The following is a 21247-nucleotide window of genomic DNA, read 5'->3' on the forward strand; positions in this document are numbered from 1 at the left end:
CCGGCCTGTCCGACCATTCCCGTTCGTCTGCCGCGCGACACCATGCACCCACTCTCGCCGCACCGGCCCCGGACCCGAGTACGCCCAGTACGCGGGCCTCGGGCCAGCACGCCGAGAGCACGCGCCTGACGCCGCGCGGCCGCCCTTCGGGCAACGACGCGAATGGTCGGACAGGCCCTGAGGCCCGCCGGGAGGCCGTCGGGTCACTGGCGGACAGCGGTTCCGGCAGGCGCCTGCTCGGGGGACTGGTCGGGGTGATTCCCGAACGATCAGACGCCGACAGGTGTCGGGGAGGGGTGCGTTCTGTCCTCTTCCGCGGTTGTGGCGGTGCTGGTGCGCTGGATCCGTTCGACGGCCTGGCCCCAGTACGTCCCGGCGACCATGAGCACAGCGCCTAGGGAGGCCCACGCGGTGAGCCGTTCGCCGTCGAGACCGACCCCGATCGCGACGGCCCAGACCGGTTCGGTGCCCAGCAGCAGGCTGGCCCGGCTGGCGGAGGTGCGCTGTACGGCCCAGGTCTGGGCGAGGAAGGCCAACACGCTGCAGAACAGGGCGAGATAGATCAGCTGCGACCAGGTGGTGACGCTGCTGTGGGCCAGGCCGGGCAGGTGATCGAGGGCGGGTGCCAGGAACAGCGCCGAGCCGACGACGGTCTGCACGGTCGTCAGGTGCAGCGGGTCCACAGGGCGGCGGGCGGTGAGCCGTCCGACGAGCGCGACGTGCCCGGCCCGTACGACCGCGGCGGCGAGCACCAGGGCATCACCGAGCCGTAGGGCGTGCAGTCCGGTACCGGAGGTGAGCAGCCCGACGGCGAGCACGCACAGGCCGGCGGCGGCGAAGAACGTCCAGGGCAGTCTGCGGCTTCTCGCGGTCCGGTCCAGCAGCGGCGTCAGCACGATGGTCAGACTGATGATCAACCCGGCGTTCGCGGCGCTGGTGTACGCGACCCCGTAGGTCTCCAGTACCAGAACGGCTGCCTGCGTGACCCCCAGCAGTGACCCCGCGCGGACCTCAGCGCGACTCCAGCCGGGCGCCCGGCGGCGGGAAGCGACCAGCACCCCGCACGCGAGAGCGGAGATCACGTACCGGGCGAACAGCACGGTGGTGACCGGGAGCGCCCCGGTCGCCGTCTTGGCCGCCAGGTAGCTGGAACCCCAGACCAGCGCGATCAGGAAAAGTACGGCATCGGTGCGGCGTTCGACAGGCATGGCCCCACGCTGCACCATCAGGATCTTGAAGACCATCACCAGCTTCTAAAACAAGGCTGTAGCACTCCTACACTGTCCGCATGGACGAGCGGCAGCTTCGCATCCTGCGGGAGCTGGGAGAGCTGGGCAGTGTCAGTGCCGTCGCACAGGCACTGCACGTGACGCCTTCCGCGATCTCCCAGCAGCTGCGCCTGTTGCAGCGCTCCGTTCCCGTCCCGCTCACCGAGCGTGCCGGGCGCCGGGTGGTGCTGACCGAAGCCGGGCAGACCCTGGCACGGGCGGCCATCGAGGTGGAGACGGCTCTGGCCCGGGCACGGCGCACCATCAACGACTTCACCGAGCAGCCCGACGGCGACATGTCGCTGGCGGCGTTCCACAGTGCGGCCTCCGCCTTCTTCCCCTTGCTGCTGCGCAGCCTGAGCGGACCGGGCCACCCACGGCTCGCTCTCGCCGACGAGGATGTCGCCCAGGACCGCTTCCCCGCCCTCACCCGTGACCACGACCTCGTTCTCGCCCACCGCCTCGACCACAGCCCGCCCTGGCCCCGCTCCGTCACCACCAGCACCCTGCTGCGGGAGCCGCTCGATGTCGCCGTGCCGACCGGCCACCCGCTGGCCTCCAAGACGGTGCTCCTGCCGCGCGACGTGGCCGACCAGCCCTGGATCACCGTCCACGACGGCTTCCCGCTCATGTCCACCGTCGAAGCCATCGCCGGTGTCGCCAACCGCCGCCTCCACATCGCCCACCGCATCAACGAATTCGCCGTGGCCGCCGAGGTCGTGGCCGCGGGCGGCGGCCTGGCGCTGATGCCACGATGGACGGCACGCGAGCACCCGGACATCGTCCTGCGACCGCTGGCCGAGGTCCACGCCCGACGCGACATCGACGTCCTCCACCGGCCGGAACACACCGCGCGACGGGCCGTCCGAACCATCCTCGCCGAGTTGCACCGCGCCGCCGCGGAGATCCGGAGCCAGGACAGCCAGGACACCTCTTCCCCGATGCCGGCACCTCGGCGACGGTACGGGCGGGGTCGGGACGGCCGTCGCGCGGGTGACGCGGAGAGCTTCCGAGAAGCGTGGGCTCGGACACGGCGCCGGCGTCAGCCGCGGTGCGGGGCGCCCGTCACCGCCTGGATCTGCCGTGCCGCATTGAAATGGCAGGACGCGCCCGACGGCCGGCCGCAGGATCCGGCCCACAGCAGGTGGGGTTCCCCCGAAGACATCGCGGCGCTCCACGGCCCGGGACGGTCCGCGTAGTACTGCTGCCGTCCGGAAAGGACCTCGGCCCGCGGCCCTTTCCGCGGTTTCCGGCGGCATCGGTCAGGTCGCCCTCCCGAGCCGTCTTCCGGTGCGGCCCGGCTCACACGGGCTCGGGTTGCGGTTCCGGCCTCAGTGCGGGCGCGGTGTCCGGCTCCCACACTCTGGTCGTGCGTATGTAGCCGTGGATCACCGAGGCCATCGTCAGCAGGAGAAGTGGCCCGAACGCCCACGGGTGTCCGGCCATCTCCATGGGCAGATAGCGATAGGTCACGAGGAGTACGGCGAAAACCAGTGCGCCGTGAGCGACCAGCAGGATTCCCGACCGGTCCCAGCCGCGTTCGAGCGAGCGCAGGGCCGCCTCGATGGTGAGCGCGAAGACCACGCCGGCGACGAGATCCGCGCCGTAGTGGTAACCGAATCCCAGCGTCGCGGCGAGCGTGGCGATCAGCCAGAACGTGCCCGCGAAACGCAGGATCCGCGGGCCCTTGCGGGAATGAACGAATATCGCCGTGGCCCACGCCGTGTGCAGGCTGGGCATGCAGTTGCGCGGGGTGATCTCGTCGAACGCCATCGGGTGCGGGGTGTGGACCGGCGGCGGAGTGTGGGGCCACAGGTCGGCCAGCGCCCAGTGCCCGCCGTCGGAGCCGTAGGCGAAGACCGGTCCGACCACCGGGAAGACCATGTAGACGGCCGGCCCCAGGAGACCGATGACCAGAAAGGTGCGCACCAGATGGTGGCGCGGGAAGCGGCGCTCGACTGCCACACGGCGCAGCTGGTACATCGCTACGACCGCCGCGGCCACGGCGAGCTGAATGTAGACGTAGTCGAGCACATGGGCGCCGATCGGGCCGGTGGCCGCGACGATCCGGCCGGCCGTCCAGGACGGGTTGCCGAGGGCGTGATCGACGGTTGCCACGTACTGGTCCAGCACCGTCGGGCGCGTCTTCGACGTGATGAGGAGCCAGGTGTCGCCGGCCTTGCGGCCGGTCACCAGCAGCAGGCCCAGCCCGACGCCCTTGAGCAGCAGGGCGCGTTCCACACCCGTGCGGCGCGTGACAGCGATGACCGCACAGCCCAGCATCACCCACAACGCGCCGTTGCCGAAGGGATGGCCGTCGGTGACGGTGAAGCCCACCGCCCGTCGCACCAGAAAGAAGACGACATCGACACCGATCGCGGCTCCGGCCGCGACGAATCGTTCCCGCCAGGTGAGCACCACCATCATCAACGCCATACTGGCGTACAACAGGAATCCCGACTTCGGAGGCAGTATCACCTCTTTCGCCTGGTTGGTGACCGGCCCCGGGAAGCCGTAGTGACGCGCGGCGATCTCCAGCGTGACGAGGAATCCGAGGGTCACCACGACTGCCGCGGCCCGCAGCATCACCCGTGGTCGACGCCACGCGGCGACCTGATTTCTGCCGTTCGTTCGCGACATCACGCGCGATGCTCTAGGTATCAATTGTCCGGCCGATGCGGTTAGGTGTTGTCCAAACAGGTCACCCCTTCACGCCGGTTCGCATGGATTTCCATGTGCCGGGCGAGCGATGAGGGCGCTGGTCATGAGTTCGATCATGTTACCGGAGCGGAACGGGTGGATTTCGCTGGCTGCGGTTTCCGGGCCGCCGGCGACCGAGGAGGCCGAACGGGGCCCGCAGGGAGACCGCGTGCACCGTCGGGAGTTCCGCGGGACGGGAGCGCTCGTCGAGCCCTGGAGTCCTTCGTACGGCATGAAGAGAACGCCCCTCGGGTGATGAGAACCCTCACACTCGTGCCGGCGTTCGCCCTCAGCGCTGTACCGGTCGCGTCGATCGGCTTCGGAGGGCCTGGATGGCCGGGACGCACCGGCGACCTGCCGCTCTGGCAGGCTTACGCACTTCGTTGTGTCCTGGCCGTCGTCCGCGCGGGCTTCTCGGAAGACGATGACCGACGGATGCCACAGCAGTTCAACCTGCACGTCTTCGAGCAGATCCGCGCGCCCATGCACGGAGTGCAACCGAAGGCGCTCCTCCTCATCGCGGGGCCGGTCCTCGCGTGGGCCCTCATGTTGGGCACGTACGCAGTGACACTGCTCGGGGCCGCCGGCGCTTCTCCTTGACGGTGGACACCGGGGCAGCTGAAGCCCGGGCGCGGGGCCGCTCCGCCGGATCCGCGACGGCGTCGGTCCGTTCAGGCGCGGAGGCGTCGGGTGGCGAGTGCCGCCGAGCCGGCCACGGCCGGCACCGCGCCGAGGGTGAGAGCGAGCCAACGCTGCTCGATCAGGTTCCACGCGTTCCAGCGGAGCACACCGGCCGCCTGCGCGTCGTCCGGGTTCGCGGGGTCGTAGACCACCGTGGTGCGGATGTGGCCCTCGGCGTCCCTCGGGCCGCTCGGTACGTAGAGGGAGTGGGCCAGGCGCGGCTCGATGGCGAACCGGGACAGCCCCTCGGCGTCGTGGAAGCTGAGCCACACCGCGCTCGCGGAGCACCCGGCGCCGCGACCGGACGAGCACGCGTGCTGGACGTAGGCGTCGCCGAGGACCCGGCGTCCATGTGCACGCAGCGCGGAAATCCGGTGATCTCCCTGAACCACGTCGACGATGTTCGCGGCCAGGATGCCCACCCCGAGCAGCGCCACCACCAGGGCGACGACGGGGCGAGTCCAAGTTCTCGTACGCGTGCTCAGCTCCACGTGGTCACGCTATCCGGCGGCAGCCGCAGGAGCCGCACCCGGCCTCCGCGGCTCCGCGGCGCGCGTCGGAACCGCCCGTGCACCGGAACCGCCCGTGTACGTCCGGGGCCGCTCCGGAAGGAGCGGCCCGGCCCAGGCGTCACCGGATGGCCCTCTCCTCCCAGGAGAACACTCCGCATGCGCGGACTCCTCGCCTGCCTGGGCGGCGGGCGCGCACAGGCTCCGCCCATGAGGAGCGAGGCGATCGACGCGCATGCCCAGGCACCGACCTGGAGCCTCCCCTCGAAGCGAGTGGCACATCGAGCAGCCGACAATCATTATTATCTTGACAGTTTTTTTTGTCGGTAGCAGGCTGTGGCTGAGCGAAACCGTCCCGATGTGACAGGAGCCACCATGCGTACTTTGATCAGCACCGCCTTCGTCTCGCTCGACGGAGTCGTCGAGGCCCCGGGCGGCGAGTCCGGCTACCGCAACGCGGGCTGGACGTTCAAGGACGTCGACTTCCTTCCCGAGGCCTACGAGATCAAGGGCCGGGAGCGGAAGGAAGCCGCCGCGATGCTGCTGGGACGGGTCAGCTACCAGGCGTTCAGTCCCGTATGGCCCGACCTGGAGGAATTCGCCGACTACAAGTCGATGCCCAAGTACGTCGTCTCCACCACCCTCACCGACGACGACCTGGTGCCGAACTGGGGCGAGACCACCCTCCTGCGCTCCCTCGAGGACGTGGCCGCGCTCAAGCGGACCGAGGGCGGCCCGATCATCGTCCACGGCAGCGCCTCCCTGAACCACGGCCTCTCCGACGCCGGTCTCGTGGACCGCTACCGCCTCCTCGTCTTCCCCCTCCTACTCGGCGCGGGCAAGCGCCTGTTCAGCGGCACCGACAAGGACGCCCAGAAGCTGAGGCTGACCGAACACGAGGTCTACGCCAACGGGCTGCAGAAGCAGGTTTTCGACGTGCTCCACTGACCGGGTCGTGGCCCCGCCCGCAGGGCGTACGCGCCGACGAGGTGGCCGCGAAAACCGGGTGCGCCCGGTCACGGCGCCTTGGGAACATGCCGGAATGGTCCACCCCCTGGAATCCCTGGTCGTCCGCCACACCCACCGCCTCCCCGCGCCCGTGGGCCCCGTCGGGCAAGGCGCCGTCGCTGCACGGCAGTTCGACGCCGCGTTGATGTCCATGGGATTCAAGCTCTCGGCCGAGCTGCTCGAGCATCTGTCGCGGCTGTCCGCGCCGGCGGTGACCGACACCGCCGTGGCGACGCTGGGCACCGTGCGGGAGCTGGTCGGCGACCATGTCCGGCACAACGTGTACTTCATCGACTTCCCGGCCAACGTGCCCGACACCTTCGACTTCTGGATGACCTGCATCGCCGGGGCCCTCGCCGACGACCGGACACGCGCGGGCACGCTGGAGCAGCTCAGCACCGGGCTGGTCGACCTGCTCACGCTCCCCTCGTACGGCACCTACCGGCACACCTACGCCGAGATGCTGGCCCGGCACGACGAGCTGATCGCCGCCGCCGGGGACCGCCTGACGGTCCTGCACCTCGTCGACAGCGTGGAGGTCGAACTCACCGAGCTGTACCTGGCGTTGGCGGGCAGCAGCACGCCGCTGGGCGAGGACGCCCTGCGGGATCTGCACGACCTCGCCGGTCACTGCGTGACCGGGCCGCAGCCCGACCGGATCCCGGTACGGGAGACGCGAGCCGTGCTCAACCGGGCCCGGCTCACGGCCGGTTCGGACCTGCTGCTGGACACCGTCACCGACGTGCTCCGGCTGGCCTGCGCACTCTCGGTCGGTGACGTCACCCTCCAGGAACCGACTCGGCTGCGGACCCTGTCCCGCCCGGTGCGCCGCACGCTGCTCGCGGGCCTGGACGCGGTCGTGGCCGCGGAGCCGGCCAAGCTCGCCGACGTGCACGCGCACCGCGAGATGTGGAAGCGGCTCGGCGAGCGGCTGCATCCCCACGAGTACCCGCAGTGGCCGCACGCCGCCGACGTGTTCGCCGTCGCCCGCGGCGAGAAGACGGCGCGCGCCCTGGACAGCCGCGTGGAGGAACTGCTCGGTGCGGGGGACACGACCGGCGCGGCCGAACTGCTCACGTCCGCCCCGGGCAAGCTGTTCCGTGCCCTGGACCGGCTGCTGCGCACCGCCCGCACCCAGGACGAGCGCGACGCCGTCGTGGCCGCCGCCGAGCATGCCGCGCCCGAGGTCGCCGGCCGGGTGCTGCTGTCGGTGCGCGAGCACCTGCACAACCGCGGTCGGGAGACCGGCGCGCGGCGGGTGTTCGTCAATCGCCTGGGCCGGGCCTGGGTCACCGACGACACCCGTCCGCCGGTGCCCGCGCCCGAGCGCGAGCGGCTGGTCGCCGTGCTCGACGCGGAGCTGCGCCGCCGACTTCCGGTGGTGGACCACATGGTGCTCGACCCGGACGTCCTGGACGTGGCACTGCCCCTGAGCGGCAAGGCCACCGCCGCCGGGCTCGGTGTGCTGCCGCGCGGCTCGGTGTCCCCCGTCGACGGTGAACTGCTGCGCTTCTTCGTCCACTGGAAGCAGACCGAGCGCAGCACCGACTTCGACCTGTCGGCACTGCTGCTCGACGCCGAGTACGCGACGGTCTCCTGGCTGTCGTACACCAACCTGCGGGACGTCGAGGGCGAGCACTCCGGCGACATCACCGACGCGCCCGAAGGGGCTTCGGAATTCATCGACCTGCGGCTGGGCGCGGTGCGGGGCGACTGCGTCGTGCCGCAGGTCGACATCTTCTCGGGGGAGGGCTTCGAGGAGGTCGAAGAGTCGTTCTTCGGGTTCATGCTGCGCGAGTCCGCGCAGCAGGGCCGGCCGTTCGAGCCGCGCACCGTGCGCATGAAGTCCGAGCTGCGCGGTCCGGGCCGGGTCGCGCTGCCGCTGGCGTTTCTGCGGGGGCCGGACGGCCGGTGGCGTGCCAGGTGGCTGCACCTGTATCTGAAGGGGATGCCGACGTCCAACCGGGTCGAGAGCAACCGGGTGACGGTCGCGACGCTGCTGCGCGCCGTCGTCGAGCGCGAACAGCTCACCGTCCGCCACCTGGTCGACCTGATGGCCGACGGGGGGACCACCGTCGCCGTGTGGGACGGGAAGACGCTCCCGGCAGGTCCGGTCACCTACCTCGGTCTGGACCGCCCCGAGGGGCTGCACCCGAAGTCCCGGGTCATCACGCCGGAAAATCTGCGCGACCTGATCCCCGCCTGACTGCTAACGTCGGTCGCGGCGAGGCCATGAAGGGGCTTCCTTCTCACCACTCCTTGAATCCAGCCTCTTCGCTCTCCTCGCCGCATGCTTGTGGCCTCCAGCGGTCCCGCACCAGCCGGGGCTGCCGGAGGTCGACAGCGCTCTCCCACGCCGGACCTCGGTGCGCCATCGCTGCCCGTGCCGCAGGGGCCGCCCCGCCCACAGGGCACACGGTGAGCGGAATCCCTCCGTCGGCGAGTCCGGCATAAGTAGGGTGAGCACATGAAGGCACTTTTGTTGTCTGGTGGGTCAGGTACCCGTTTGCGCCCCATAACCCATACCTCGGCGAAACAACTGGTACCGGTCGCGAACAAACCGGTGCTGTTCTACGGTCTCGAGGCGATCGCCGAGGCGGGCATCGCCGAGGTCGGGGTCATCGTGGGGGACACCGCCGAGGAGATCCGCGAGGCGGTCGGCGACGGCTCCCGGTTCGGCCTCGACGTCACCTACATTCCCCAGGAGGCACCGCTGGGGCTGGCCCACGCGGTGCTGATCGCCCGCGAGTACCTGAGTGAGGACGACTTCGTGATGTACCTCGGCGACAACTTCGTCGTCGGTGGCATCACGGAGCTGGTGGAGTCCTTCCGCGCCGAGCGGCCCGATGCACAGATCCTGCTCACGAAGGTGCCGAATCCCACCGAGTTCGGAGTGGCCGAGCTGGACGCGGCCGGTCAGGTGATCGCCCTGGAGGAGAAGCCCCGGCACCCCAAGAGCGAACTCGCGCTGGTCGGCGTGTACCTCTTCTCCCCCGCGGTGCACGAGGCCGTACGCGCCATCGAGCCGTCGGCACGCGGCGAGCTGGAGATCACCGACGCGATCCAGTGGCTGATCGACGCCGGACGCGATGTGCGCTCCACGACGATCTCCGGGTACTGGAAGGACACGGGCAACGTCACCGACATGCTCGAGGTCAACCGCTCGGTGCTGGAGACCCTGGAGCGCCGGATCGACGGGACGGTCGACGACGACAGCGAGATCATCGGCCGGGTGCGGATCGAGGCCGGGGCGAAGGTCACCGGCAGCCGGATCGTGGGTCCGGTGGTCGTCGGCGCGAACACCGTGGTCACCGACTCGTACGTCGGTCCCTTCACCTCGATAGCCGGTGGCTGCCGGATCGAGGACAGCGAGATCGAGTACTCGATCGTGCTGCGCGACTCCTCGGTGAGCGGCGTCCGGCGGGTGGAGGCCTCCCTCATCGGCCGTAACGTCGAGGTCACTCCCGCGCCCCGCAAACCCGCCGCCCACCGTCTCGTCCTCGGCGACCACAGCAAGGTGCAGATCGCGTCATGACGACCGCGTCCACCCGAATTCTGGTCACCGGCGGTGCCGGCTTCATCGGCTCGCACTACGTCCGCACGCTCCTCGGCCCCTGGGGCCCGGGCGATGTGGCGGTGACGGTGCTGGACAAGCTCACCTACGCGGGCAACCCGGCCAACCTCGAAGAGGCGCGCGACCATCCGGGGTTCGCCTTCGTCCAGGGTGACATCTGCGACGCCACCCTGGTCGACGAGCTGCTCGCCGAGCACGACCAGGTGGTCCACTTCGCCGCCGAGTCGCATGTGGACCGCTCGATCCTGGGCGCCGCCGAGTTCGTCCGCACCAACGTCCTGGGCACCCAGACCCTGCTGGACGCGGCTCTCCGGCACGGCACCGGCCCGTTCGTGCACATCTCCACCGACGAGGTGTACGGCTCCCTCGACTGCGGATCCTGGCCCGAGACGGACCCCCTGCGGCCCAACTCCCCGTACGCCGCCTCCAAGGCGTCGAGCGACCTGATCGCCCTCGCCCACCACCGGACCCACGGCCTCGACGTACGGGTGACCCGCTGCTCCAACAACTACGGGCACCACCACTTCCCCGAGAAGGTCGTCCCGCTGTTCATCACCCACCTGCTGGACGGCAGGAAGGTCCCGCTGTACGGCGACGGCGGAAACGTCCGCGACTGGCTGCACATCGACGACCACGTCCAGGGCATCGAACTGGTGCGTACCAAGGGCCGCGCCGGTGAGGTCTACAACATCGGCGGCGGCACCGAGCTGTCCAACAAGGAGCTGACCGCCCTGCTGCTTCGGGCGTGCGGGGCCGACTGGGACACCAGCGTCGAGTACGTCGCCGACCGCAAGGGCCACGACCGCCGTTACTCCGTGGACTGCACGAAGATCCGCGAGGAGCTGGGTTACGCACCCCGCAGGGACTTCGCCACCGGCCTTGCGGAGACGGTGCGTTGGTACCGGGAGCACCGCGCCTGGTGGGAGCCGCTGAAGGCACGCGCGGCGCTGTAGCGCAGCCCCCTTTCCGACGACGAACAGGGAACGGAATGCTCGGACAGGACGTCGTGGAGCGGCTCGGCAGGCACGGTGACACGGCCGTCGGCCTGGATCGCGGCGGTCTCGGCACCCTGGACGCGGCAGTCGTGCACGGCGCCCTCGCGGCGCACCGGCCGCGGATCGTGGTCGACTGCGCCGCGTGGAGGGCCGTGGACGGCGCCGAGGCGCGTGAGGCGCAGGCGCTGCCGGTCAACGGCGACGGGCCCCGCCACCTCGACGAGGCGTGTGCGCGCACGGACGTCGGGCTGATCCAGGTCTCGACGGACCACGTGCTCGCGGGTGACGGCACCCGTCCGTACCCCGAGGACGCCCCGGCCGCGCCGCGCGGTGCGCACGGACGGACCGAGCCGGTGGTGGCACAGGCGGTGCCGGCGACGCTGCCCGACGCCGGGTACGTCGTAGGCACGGCGTGGCTGTGCGGGGCGGGCGGCGGCAACTTCGCCGACGCGATGATCAGGCCGACGTCCGCCCGTGACGCCGTCGACGTGGTCGACGACCAGCGCGGGCGGCCCATCCGGACGGCGGACCTCGCGGACCGGCTGGTACGGGCCGCCCCAGGGGGTTCCGTTCGGATCGGCCGGGATTTGCGACGCCCGGCACGGCACCTCGCCGCGGTCTCGGTCCCCCCGAGGACGCCCGGTACGCGGGTGATCCTCCGCCGTGCGACGCACCGCATCGGACGCCGCGGCCCGGCCGACCTGATCCGAACGAAACCCCCTGGCCGGAACCGCGCCCGCCGGGGTCTGCCACGGCACCGGCGGCGGCAGGACGATCTGACTCGGCCTGGGCCGGGAGATCTGCTCGGCGCGGACCGGGGACGCGTCCGGCCGACCACCGGCTCCGCCTCGGCCCGGCCCGCTCCCCACCCCCCGTACAGCGTGCTGGGGCACGGCCGCCGGCGCCGGGCGGGGATCGCGCCGATCCGTCCCTGGCGCGAGGCACTGCGGACGGCGTTTCCGGCTCTGCTCGACGAGAAGAAGGGTTCAGCGCGGTGAACTTCAGGATCCAGCCGACCGCTCAGGTCGACGAGACGGCCACGATCGGTGCCGGCACGACGGTCTGGGACCTGGCCCAGATACGGGAGGACGCCCGGCTGGGCAGCGGATGCATCGTGGGCCGGGGAGCGTACGTCGGCCCGGGCGTGCGGATCGGCGACAACGTCAAGCTTCAGAACTACGCACTGGTGTACGAACCCGCCGTACTCGGTGACGGGGCCTTCGTCGGCCCGGCGGCGGTGCTCACCAACGACCACTTCCCCCGCTCGGTGGACCCGGAGGGAAGACTGAAGCGTGGGGGCGACTGGGAACCCGTCGCGGTGGTCGTGGGCGAGGGGGCGTCGCTGGGCGCCCGTTCGGTGTGCGTGGCTCCCGTACGGATCGGGCACTGGGCACTGGTCGCGGCGGGTGCGGTGGTGACCCGGGACGTGCCGGACTTCGGGCTCGTGGCGGGCGTCCCGGCGCGCCGGATCGGCTGGGTGGGCCGGGCCGGCGTACGGCTGGTCGAGCGGGAGGGAGAGCCGGGCCGTTGGGAGTGTCCGGAGACGGGGGCCCGGTACGACGAGAAGGACGGCGAGCTCGTCGAGCGCCCCTGAGCGCACAGCGCATGAGTACGACTTTCCGATTCTCCCAAAACACCGCGCCTCGAACACGTGCAGGCATAACATGTGTGCGAACTGTGCAGACCAGGCACAGTGAGCGCACAAAACCAGTGCCCAGGGGGGGTTTCCGGGTGAAGACACCTGTGTCCGAAGCGAGGAGTGACGACCGCTCGGACGGCTGACGGCTGACGTTCGACGTTCTCCCTCCGCCGCGTCGCCTTCCGCGACGCGGCGATCACAAGCCTGCGCAAAAAGAGGACCCACAGGGGGGTCGGTGTGTCCAGAAGATGACCATCACACGTCTGGCGGCGCTCGGTCGTGAGGAACCGCCGTTGCTCGCGCTCGCCCAACGCCTGCTCTCCGTCGCCGAGTCGGGGCTTCCGTCGATGCTGCTCCCCGGCTCGGAGACCTTCGCGTTCACCATGGCCGGGCGGCGGGCACCGGACGGGTCCTGGGTCCTGGAGCGGCGTGGCACCAGCACCCGGTACGCGGCCATCACCGTACTGGGGGCCCGGTTCCTGCCCGAGGACCGCCAGCGGGCGGTGCTCGGGGGCCGCACCGCCGAGGAGTTCACGGGTCTGCTGGTCGAGTCCCTGCCCGCGGTGACCAACCTCGGTGACGCGGCGCTGATCTCATGGGCCGCCGCCGAGACCGGGCACCCCAAACTGTCCGACGCCCTCGCCCGGGTCGATGCCCTGGACGAAGCGGGACGGCCCCAGTACACCGTCGAGGCCGCCTGGGTGCTGTCCGCGCTCGCGGCGGCTCGCGACACGGTCGACGTGGAGAGCCGCCTCACCGCGGCCCGTGACCGTCTGCTGCGGTGCCGGATCGGGGACAGCCCGCTGTTCCCGCACGCCACGGCCCCCGGACTGGTGCCCTGGTACCGGGCGCACGTGAGTTGCTTCGCCGACCAGACGTACCCGTTGCAGGCGCTGGCCCGCGCACACGCCGGCGCTGACGCGGGCGGCGATCCGCAGGCGCTGGCCGCGGCCGAGGCGTGTGCGGCGCGGATCTGCGCGGTGCAGGGCGAGGGCGGTCAGTGGTGGTGGCACTACGACGCGCGCACCGGCGGCGTGATCGAGGGCTACCCGGTCTACAGCGTCCACCAGCACGCGATGGCGCCGACCGCGCTGTTCGACCTCGCCGACGCCGGCGGCACCGACTTCGGCGCGGCGGTCCGCAAGGGCCTGCGCTGGATGACGGACGTGCCCGAACTCGCCGAACGCCCCGAGCACCACGAGCCGTTGATCCTCGACACGCTCGGCGTCACCTGGCGCAAGGTCCACCGGGGCGATCCCAGGAAGGCGGTGCGCGCCGCACGGGGGCTGGGCACCCGGGTCGCTCCCGGCCTGCGGCTGAAGACCCTCGACCGGATGTACCGGCCCCTGTCCGTGGACCACGAATGCCGGCCGTACGAGTTCGGCTGGATGCTCCACGCCTGGCAGGGGGGCCGCATATGAGGCGGCGTCAGACACTGTTCGGCATCCAGCTGGACCCGCTGACCATGGACGAGACGGTACAGCGGTGTCTGCAAGCGGTGCGGGAGGACCGGCAGTTGGAGATCGGGGTGGTCAACGCCGCGAAGCTGGTGAACATGCGGCGGGATCCCCGGCTCGCCCGTGCCGTGTCCGGCTGTGATCTCGTCCTCGCCGACGGGCAGGCCGTGGTCTGGGCCGGCCGGATACTGCGCGCCCCACTGCCGGAACGGGTGGCCGGTATCGATCTGTTCCTACGGCTGCTCGCCGAGGCGGAGTCGGCGGGCATGCCGGTGTACTTCCTCGGCGCCAGGCAGGAGGTGCTGGAGGAGATGCTGCGCCGGGTGGCCGAGCGCTTCCCCCGGCTGAGGGTGGCCGGCAGCCGGAACGGCTACTTCGAGGACTCCGAGCAGGAGGAGGTCGCGGACGCGGTCGCCCGCAGCGGGGCCCGGATGCTGTTCCTCGGCATGACCTCGCCGAAGAAGGAGATCTTCACCGCCGGCTACGGCGCGCGCACCGGGGCCCGCGTCGTCCACGGGGTCGGCGGCTCCTTCGACATCCTGGCCGGCGTCACCAGGCGCGCCCCCCGGTCCTGGCAGCGCTGGGGTCTGGAGTGGCTGTACCGCGCGCTGCAGGAGCCGCGCCGCCTGGGCCGGCGCTATCTCACCACCAACGCCGCCTTCGTCCTCATGACGGCGCGTGAGTTCATCCGGCTCACTCCGTCGCCCGCTCCAGCGAACAGGAGTCACTGATGCGCGTCGTCGTGGTCGGACAGGGATACGTCGGCCTGCCGCTGGCCATCCGCGCGGCCGAGGTCGGACACGAGGTGATCGGCTACGACGTCGACGCGCGGCGGGTCAAGAGCCTTGCCGCCGGTGAGTCGTTCGTCGAGGACGTGTCCTCCGAGCGGATCCGCGCGGCGCTGGACGCCGGCACCTACCGCGCGACCGACGCGGCCCGCGACTGCGGCGGTTTCGACGTCGCCGTCGTGACCGTGCCGACCCCGCTGCACGAGGGCACTCCCGACCTGCGGTACATCAAGGAATCGGCGGTCGCCCTGGCCCGCTATCTGCGGCCCGGCGCCACCGTCGTACTGGAGTCGACCACCTATCCCGGCACCACCCAGGAGCTGTTCGCGCCGATCCTCGAGGACGGCTCGGGGCTCACCGCCGGCACCGACTTCCACCTCGGCTACAGCCCCGAGCGGATCGACCCCGGAAACACCGTCTGGGGTTTCGAGAAGACCCCGAAGGTCGTCTCCGGCGTCGACGCGGCCTCGCTCAGCGCCGTTCAGGACTTCTACGCCGGACTCGTCGACACCACCGTGCCGGTGCGCTCGCCCAAGGAGGCGGAACTCGCCAAGCTGCTGGAGAACACCTTCCGCCATGTGAACATCGCGCTGGTCAACGAGATCGCGATGTTCGCCCACCACCTGGGCATCGACGTCTGGCAGGCCGTCGACGCCGCCTCCACCAAGCCCTTCGGCTTCATGAAGTTCACACCCGGCCCGGGAGTCGGCGGCCACTGCCTGCCGATCGACCCGTCGTACCTGTCCTGGCGGGTGCAGCGCGAACTGGGCCAGAGCTTCCGGTTCGTGGAGCTGGCCAACGACATCAACAACCACATGCCCGAGTACGTGGCCCGTCGCATCGGCGAGCTGTTCAACGCGCGACGCCGTTCCGTGAACGGCTCGCACGTCCTGCTGCTCGGCCTGGCGTACAAGAAGAACACCGGCGACGCCCGCGAGTCGCCCGCCCTGCGCATCTCCCAGTTGCTGCTCGACATGGGGGCGCAGGTCAAGGCGGCCGACCCGCATGTCGTGGAGAGCCTGCCGGTGGACACCCGGCTGGTGCGGGTCGACCCGACGCCCCAGGAGCTGGCGGCCGCCGACGTCGTGGTGCTGCTCACCGACCACGACAGCTTCGACTACGAACTCATCGCCGAGCACGCCCCGTTCGTCCTCGACTGCCGTCGGCGGCTGGCGTCCGGACCCACCATCGAGGTGCTCTGAAACCATGCCACGGATCATCTGTGTCGCAGGCGCGCGCCCCAACTACATGAAGATCAAACCGGTGATGGACGCCCTGGAGCGCCGGGGTGCCGAGGTGCTGCTCGTCCACACGGGCCAGCACTACGACCCGGCCATGAACGACATGTTCTTCGCCGACCTCGGCATCCGTCCCCCGGACCGCTTCCTCGGCGTCGGCTCCGGCACCCACGCCGAGCAGACCGGCCGGGTGATGACCGCGTTCGAGCCCCTGCTCGCCGAGGTGTCCCCGGACATCGTCGTCGTGGTCGGCGACATCAACTCCACCCTGGCCTGCGCCCTGGTCACGGCCAAGGCCGGGCCGTTGCTCGCCCATGTCGAGGCGGGCCTGCGCAGCCGCGACTGGAGCATGCCCGAGGAGGTCAACCGCGTGGCCACCGACCGCGTCAGCGACCATCTGCTGGCCCCTTCCCCCGACGCCGTGGAGAACCTGCGCGCCGAAGGTCACCGGGAGGACCAGATCCACCTCGTCGGCAACGTCATGATCGACACGCTGCTGGCCAACCTGGACCGGGCCAGGGCCTCCGGCATCCTCGACCGCTACGGCCTGACCAGGGGGGAGTACGGCCTGGTGACCCTGCACCGGCCCGCCAACGTGGACGATCCGGAGGTCCTCGCCGGGCTGCTGAAGGCCCTCGGCGAGATCGCCGGCCGCTGCCCGCTGTTGCTGCCGGTGCACCCGCGCGCGTCCCGGCGGCTGGCCGACATCGGCGTCCCCGCAGGTGTACGGCTCGTCCCGCCCGCCGGATACCTCGACTTCATCGCCCTGCAGGACTCCGCTCGTCTGGTGCTGACCGACTCGGGCGGCGTACAGGAGGAGACCACCGCGCTCGGCGTGCCGTGCGTGACCCTCCGGGACAACACCGAGCGGCCCGTCACCGTGGAGCAGGGCACCAACGTGCTGGCCGGCCGGGATCCCGCACGCGTCGTGGCCACGGTGAACCGGGTGCTGGACGATCCGCCCGCGCCGCGCCGGCCGGGCCTGTGGGACGGTCGGGCGAGCGACCGTATCGCCGGGGTGCTGCTGGAGGGAGGCACGGCGAGCACGCGTCCCAGGCCCACCGCCCAAACGCTCCCCATATGATCCGCTTGCAACATATGCTCGTCGAACGTCAGGTCGCTTGGGGGGGCCACCATGGATCTCGCTGAGATCTTCCGTGTCATGCGCAGGCGCTGGTACGTCCTGCTGCCCGCACTGCTGCTGGCCGCGGGACTGGTCGTCGGCGTGACGGTGACGGTTCCGGTCGCCTACCGGTCGCAGAGCACGGTGGTACTGCTGAACTCCCAGAAGGCCACCGTCGCCTACGACGGCAACCCCTTCCTCAGCACCCAGACCTCGCTCACCGGCATGGCCGACAGCCTGGCCCGCAACCTCAACTCCGACGACTCGATCCGGGACCTGAAGTCCCGTGGTGCCACGGGCACGTTCACGGCCAAGCTCGCCGACAACGCTCAGGGGCCGCTGCTCTGGCTCACCGTCACCGGCACCGACAAGGCGGCGGTCCTGGCCTCGGACAGGATTCTGACCGCCTATGCCAAGGAGCGGCTGGACCAGTTCCAGAAACAGCAGTCGGTCGCCCCGAAGGCCATGATCCGCATGACGACCGTCGTGCCCCCGCAGAACCCGGTGGCGCAGACCAAGACCCGGATCGAGTACCTCGTCATGGCCGGGTGCCTGGGTCTGGTGCTGAGCCTGGTCGCCGTGTTCTACGTGGAGGCGCGCCGACGGCCGCACAGGCCCGTTGCGGAGCAGGAGACGTCCGTCCCCGTCCCCTCGGCCGGGCAGTCGGCGGTGGACGAGACGCTCGCCATCCGGCGGCAGCCGAGCTGGTCCCGGTCCGCCGAGGACGGGCCGGCCGCCGCAGAGCCCCCTGCGCCCCGGCACGCCATGGCCGTGGCGTCCGCCGCCGAGCCGCTCGACGAGGAGTCGACTCATGGACACCGCCCGCGCACCGGAGAGCGAGACCGGTGAGACGAGCGGTGCCCCCGCTCCTCCCGCTCCCGCACCCGCCGCTCCCGACTCCCTCGGCAGGAAGGTCCGATCGGCGGCCCGGTGGAGCCTGATCAACACCGTCGTCCTGCGCCTGGGCAACTTCGCGACGGGCATCGTACTGGCCCGCTTCGCGCTGGGCCCCGCGGCCTGGGGCGTGTACGGCGTCGCCCAGACCGTGCTGCTGGTCCTGCTGTCCGCGAACGAGCTGGGCGTGGGCCTGGCCATCGTGCGCTGGGAGGGGGACGCGCGGCGGTTCGCGCCGACCGTCCTGACCCTCAGCACTCTCTCCAGCGGTCTGCTGTACGCGGCCCTGTTCGCGGCGGCGCCGGCGGTGGCCGGCCTGCTCGGCTCGCCGGACGCCTCGGGTGTGCTGCGGGTGATGTGCCTGTGCGTGGTGATCGACGGAGTGGCGCAGGTGCCCGGGGGCTTCCTCACCCGTGAGTTCGCCCAGGGCAGACGCGTGATCATCGACGGACTCAACTTCGCGCTCGGCACGGCGGTGACGCTGCTGCTGGCCTTCGAGGGCCGGGGCGCGATGAGCTTCGCCGTCGGAGCCGTGGTGGGCAACGTCGTCACGCTGATCGGCTGCTGTCTCGCGGCACCGGGCACCCTGCGATACGGCTGGGACTCCCGACAGGCCCGGGAACTGCTGAGGTTCGGGCTTCCGCTCGCGGGGGCGAGTCTGCTGGCCCTGGCGGTGGTCAACGTCGACACCATGGTGGTGGGCGCCACGCTGGGCAATGTGTCCCTGGGGTTCTATGTGCTCGCCTTCAACATCTCCGGCTGGCCGGTGCGGATCGTCTCCGAGGCGGCCCGCCGCGTCTCCTTCGCCGGGTTCTCCCGCCTGGCCGGCTCACCGCAGGCGCTCGCCCGGGGTTTCAGCCGTGCCCTGGGCGTGCTGATCACCGGCACCGTCCCGCTGTGCGTGCTGCCGGCCGCCCTGGCGGAGCCGGTCATCCGGCTGATCTACGGCAGCCAGTGGGCCCCCGCCGCCGCCGCGCTGCCCTGGCTGATGGCCCTCGGCCTGATCCGCATCGGCAGCGAACTCGCCTATGACTGCCTGGTCGCGGTCGGACAGCGTCGCGCGCTCTTCCTGGTGCAGGGTCTGTGGCTGGTGGCCCTGGTCCCGGCGCTGCTGGTCGCCGCCCGCCTGAACGGCATCGTCGGCGTCTCGCAGGGCCATGTGCTGGTCGCCGGCGGCCTGGTGGTGCCCGTGTTCCTGATCGCCCTCGGCCGGGGCGGCATCGGCCTCGGCCGGATCGCCAGGGCCTGCGCGTGGCCCTTCCTCGGCGGGGCCGTGATGACCGCGATCATCCTGGGTCTGGAGCGCCCGTTCGGCGACGGCCGGCTCGCGCTCCTCGCCCTCGGCACGCTCGCCCTGGCCGGCTACACGGTGTGCGTCCTGCCCAGCCGGGACTTCCTGCGCGGGACCGCCCGCGCCGACCGGCCCCACCGCGGCCGGCACCGGTCGTCCGCACCGGTCGCATCCCACGACAGGACATGAGGTGAGCCTGATGCCACGACGTACCAGCCGCAGCCCGATCGCGGGGCTGCTGCTCGCCGTCTTACTCGCGGTTCTCGGCGTGGCCTGCTCGGGAACGCACCCGAGCGCCCGTCCCTCGCCCGTGGACGGCAAGGCGTCGGCACGCCCGGCCGCATCGCCGTCCGCGCCGGGACAGCCCTCCGCGACGTCCGGCACGGACGGCGCCTCCCCAGGCGCCGCGGCCGGGACCGCATGCGCGTCTGCGGGCGCCTGCGGCTTCCCCGACGCCCGTACGACCGGTCCCCGCGTGCCTCTCAAGCCCCACAAGACCGGCTACCTGGCCGTCCGTACCGACGGGCTCGTCATCCGGGGCTGGGACATCACCGGCTCCCTCGACATCTACGCCAACGACGTCACCGTCATCGACTCGAGGATCACGTCGGACAACTGGTGGGGTGTCAACCTGCGCCCCGGCTACCACGGCCTGCGGGTGCTGCACTCCACCATCACCGCCGTGCCCGGCAAGGGGCCCGACAACGGCGGCGTGGACTACGCGGTGTCCAACATGGGAGGCAGTTCCATCGAGGTCGGCTGGTGCGACGTCTCGGTGTTCGGCGACGCCCTGTCCATGGGGCAGGGTCATCTGCACGACAACTACGTCCACGACATCGTCCCGTTCGTCAACCAGGGCGGTGAGTGGCAGCACACGAACGCCGTGATCAGCGGCGGCGGCAACACCGGGCAGCTGATCATCCGCCACAACACCCTGCTGAACCCGACCGGCCTCAAGCAGGGGGCCTCGGGAAGCATCGGGCTGTTCGCGGACACCGGGGTGGTCCGCAACGTCACCGTCGACCACAACTGGATCGCCGGCGGCGCCTACGCGCTCTACGGCGGCGACAAGGGCGCCACCGGGATCAAGGTCACCGGCAACATCTTCTCGGCGCAGTACCACCCCGCCTCCGGCGGCTACGGCGTGGTCGGCCACTGGAACGCGGGCGGCGCCGGAAACGTGTGGCGGAACAACCGGATGTCCGACGGCCGGCTCGTCGCCCCGGAGCCGGCCTCGTGAGCCGGGCCCTGACGCGCCGGGTCGCACGGGCGCCCTGGACGCTGCTCAAGGCGGCGTTCGGCTGGCTGGTGCTCTTCGAGGCCAGGAACAAGGTCCTGCTCGCGCCCTCCGCGGTGCGGCTGCGCCGCGTCGAGGACGCCGAGGCCCGACGGCTGGCCGCCGGCCTGCCGTCACCGCCCTCGGCGCTGGTCGCCACGGTGATCGCCACCCACCGGCGCCCCGAGGCGCTGCGCGCCGCGGTGCGCTCGGCGCTGGACCAGACGGTGCGCGACCAGGTCGTCATCGTGGTCGACGACGGCGCCGGGCTGCCCGAACTCCCGGACGATCCACGGCTGTTCGCCGTGTCCCTGGCGCGCAACACCGCTGTGGCGGGCGTCGTGCGCAACGTGGGGATCCGCCTCACCCGCTCGCGGTACGTGGCGTTCCTGGACGACGACAACCTCTGGGAGCCCGACCATCTGGAACGGGCACTGGCGGTCCTGGAGTCCCCCGGCGGTCCCGACGGCGTCTACACGGCGCTGCGCCGCGTCCTGCCCGACGGAAGCGAGAAGGACGTCCTGTCGGTGCCCTTCGACCGGCGCCGGGCCGGGCGCGAGGCCTTCCTGGACACCAACGCCTTCGTCGCCCGTCGCACCCGCTCCCTGCGCTTCAGCCGCCTGCGCCGGACACCCGAGGTGCTGCCCCGGGAGGACTGGGAGCTGATCCGACGCTACGGCCGCGGCCACCGGGTGCTGCACGTGCCGCACCCCACCGTCCGGTACCTGGTGAACCCGGCCAGTTTCTACACGGACTGGTGACAGCCCGTGCACTCCACATCTCTTCCGCTCCGACGTCAGGTGGTC

Annotated in this window: 18 protein-coding genes and 1 pseudogene; 16 read left to right on the forward strand and 3 right to left on the reverse strand. The window is 71.2% G+C overall.

All coding sequences use genetic code 11. The features are described from left to right. Positions 1–269: 269 nt before the first annotated feature. The gene (locus AC5WRT_RS31090; protein ID WP_496100828.1) at positions 270–1208 is read right to left on the reverse strand and encodes a DMT family transporter; all 939 of its coding nucleotides are present in this window, start codon (positions 1206–1208) and stop codon (positions 270–272) included. 80 nt (positions 1209–1288) lie between these two features. Here AC5WRT_RS31090 and AC5WRT_RS31095 point away from each other — a divergent pair. Beyond that, positions 1289–2188, forward strand: a pseudogene (locus tag AC5WRT_RS31095) (LysR family transcriptional regulator); the annotation flags it as partial. Between the two features lie 382 nt (positions 2189–2570). On the opposite strand, the gene AC5WRT_RS31100 reads toward AC5WRT_RS31095, so the two are convergent. After that, a complete protein-coding gene (locus tag AC5WRT_RS31100) occupies positions 2571–3854 on the reverse strand; it encodes a phosphatase PAP2 family protein (protein WP_496097501.1) in 1284 nt (427 codons plus the stop codon). A 369-nt stretch (positions 3855–4223) separates the two neighbouring features. Here AC5WRT_RS31100 and AC5WRT_RS31105 point away from each other — a divergent pair, with 369 nt between their 5' ends. Beyond that, positions 4224–4568, forward strand: coding sequence for a hypothetical protein (locus AC5WRT_RS31105; protein WP_496097448.1), 345 nt, complete (start codon positions 4224–4226; stop codon positions 4566–4568). Positions 4569–4639: 71 nt separating this feature from the next. Here AC5WRT_RS31105 and AC5WRT_RS31110 read toward each other — a convergent pair whose 3' ends face one another. Further along, a complete protein-coding gene (locus AC5WRT_RS31110; RefSeq protein WP_496100812.1) occupies positions 4640–5089 on the reverse strand; it encodes a hypothetical protein in 450 nt (149 codons plus the stop codon). A gap of 444 nt (positions 5090–5533) precedes the next feature. Here AC5WRT_RS31110 and AC5WRT_RS31115 point away from each other — a divergent pair, with 444 nt between their 5' ends. The 14 genes from AC5WRT_RS31115 to AC5WRT_RS31180 all read left to right on the forward strand — a co-directional run bounded on the left by AC5WRT_RS31115 (position 5534) and on the right by AC5WRT_RS31180 (position 21202). After that, the gene (locus AC5WRT_RS31115; protein WP_496100813.1) at positions 5534–6106 is read left to right on the forward strand and encodes a dihydrofolate reductase family protein; all 573 of its coding nucleotides are present in this window, start codon (positions 5534–5536) and stop codon (positions 6104–6106) included. 94 nt (positions 6107–6200) lie between these two features. Further along, the gene (locus tag AC5WRT_RS31120; RefSeq protein WP_496100814.1) at positions 6201–8372 is read left to right on the forward strand and encodes a TerD family protein; all 2172 of its coding nucleotides are present in this window, start codon (positions 6201–6203) and stop codon (positions 8370–8372) included. A gap of 261 nt (positions 8373–8633) precedes the next feature. Next, positions 8634–9701: a glucose-1-phosphate thymidylyltransferase gene (locus AC5WRT_RS31125; RefSeq protein ID WP_496097452.1), complete on the forward strand. Its 1068-nt coding sequence runs from the start codon at positions 8634–8636 to the stop codon at positions 9699–9701. Then, positions 9698–10693 carry a dTDP-glucose 4,6-dehydratase gene (gene rfbB, locus AC5WRT_RS31130; RefSeq protein WP_496097453.1) on the forward strand — a complete coding sequence of 332 codons (996 nt, stop codon included), beginning with the start codon at positions 9698–9700 and terminating at the stop codon, positions 10691–10693. The genes AC5WRT_RS31125 and rfbB overlap by 4 nt, the downstream gene beginning before the upstream one ends. A 35-nt stretch (positions 10694–10728) precedes the next feature. Continuing rightward, positions 10729–11733 carry an SDR family oxidoreductase gene (locus AC5WRT_RS31135; RefSeq protein WP_496097454.1) on the forward strand — a complete coding sequence of 335 codons (1005 nt, stop codon included), beginning with the start codon at positions 10729–10731 and terminating at the stop codon, positions 11731–11733. After that, on the forward strand, positions 11730–12329 hold the full coding sequence (locus tag AC5WRT_RS31140; RefSeq protein ID WP_496097455.1) for an acyltransferase: 600 nt from the start codon (positions 11730–11732) through the stop codon (positions 12327–12329). Before AC5WRT_RS31135 ends, AC5WRT_RS31140 begins: the two co-directional genes overlap by 4 nt. A 293-nt stretch (positions 12330–12622) precedes the next feature. Further along, entirely contained in the window at positions 12623–13795 is a 1173-nt protein-coding gene (locus AC5WRT_RS31145) for a hypothetical protein (RefSeq protein WP_496097456.1), read from the forward strand. Beyond that, the gene (locus AC5WRT_RS31150; RefSeq protein WP_496097457.1) at positions 13792–14562 is read left to right on the forward strand and encodes a WecB/TagA/CpsF family glycosyltransferase; all 771 of its coding nucleotides are present in this window, start codon (positions 13792–13794) and stop codon (positions 14560–14562) included. Before AC5WRT_RS31145 ends, AC5WRT_RS31150 begins: the two co-directional genes overlap by 4 nt. Next, entirely contained in the window at positions 14562–15821 is a 1260-nt protein-coding gene (locus AC5WRT_RS31155) for a nucleotide sugar dehydrogenase (RefSeq protein WP_496097458.1), read from the forward strand. Before AC5WRT_RS31150 ends, AC5WRT_RS31155 begins: the two co-directional genes overlap by 1 nt. Before the next feature lie 4 nt (positions 15822–15825). After that, entirely contained in the window at positions 15826–16941 is a 1116-nt protein-coding gene (gene wecB, locus AC5WRT_RS31160; protein ID WP_496100815.1) for a non-hydrolyzing UDP-N-acetylglucosamine 2-epimerase, read from the forward strand. Positions 16942–16992: 51 nt separating this feature from the next. Continuing rightward, positions 16993–17829 (forward strand): YveK family protein, encoded by an 837-nt coding sequence (locus tag AC5WRT_RS31165; RefSeq protein ID WP_496097460.1) that lies wholly within the window; start codon positions 16993–16995, stop codon positions 17827–17829. After that, complete coding sequence (locus AC5WRT_RS31170; RefSeq protein WP_496097461.1) at positions 17792–19354, forward strand: oligosaccharide flippase family protein; 1563 nt, start codon at positions 17792–17794, stop codon at positions 19352–19354. The genes AC5WRT_RS31165 and AC5WRT_RS31170 overlap by 38 nt, the downstream gene beginning before the upstream one ends. 10 nt (positions 19355–19364) lie before the next feature. Further along, entirely contained in the window at positions 19365–20405 is a 1041-nt protein-coding gene (locus AC5WRT_RS31175) for a right-handed parallel beta-helix repeat-containing protein (protein WP_496097462.1), read from the forward strand. Further along, positions 20402–21202, forward strand: a complete 801-nt coding sequence (locus tag AC5WRT_RS31180; protein ID WP_496097463.1) for a glycosyltransferase family 2 protein — start codon at positions 20402–20404, stop codon at positions 21200–21202. The genes AC5WRT_RS31175 and AC5WRT_RS31180 overlap by 4 nt, the downstream gene beginning before the upstream one ends. Positions 21203–21247: the final 45 nt, after the last annotated feature.

The organism is Streptomyces sp. NTD91, assembly GCF_059510455.1.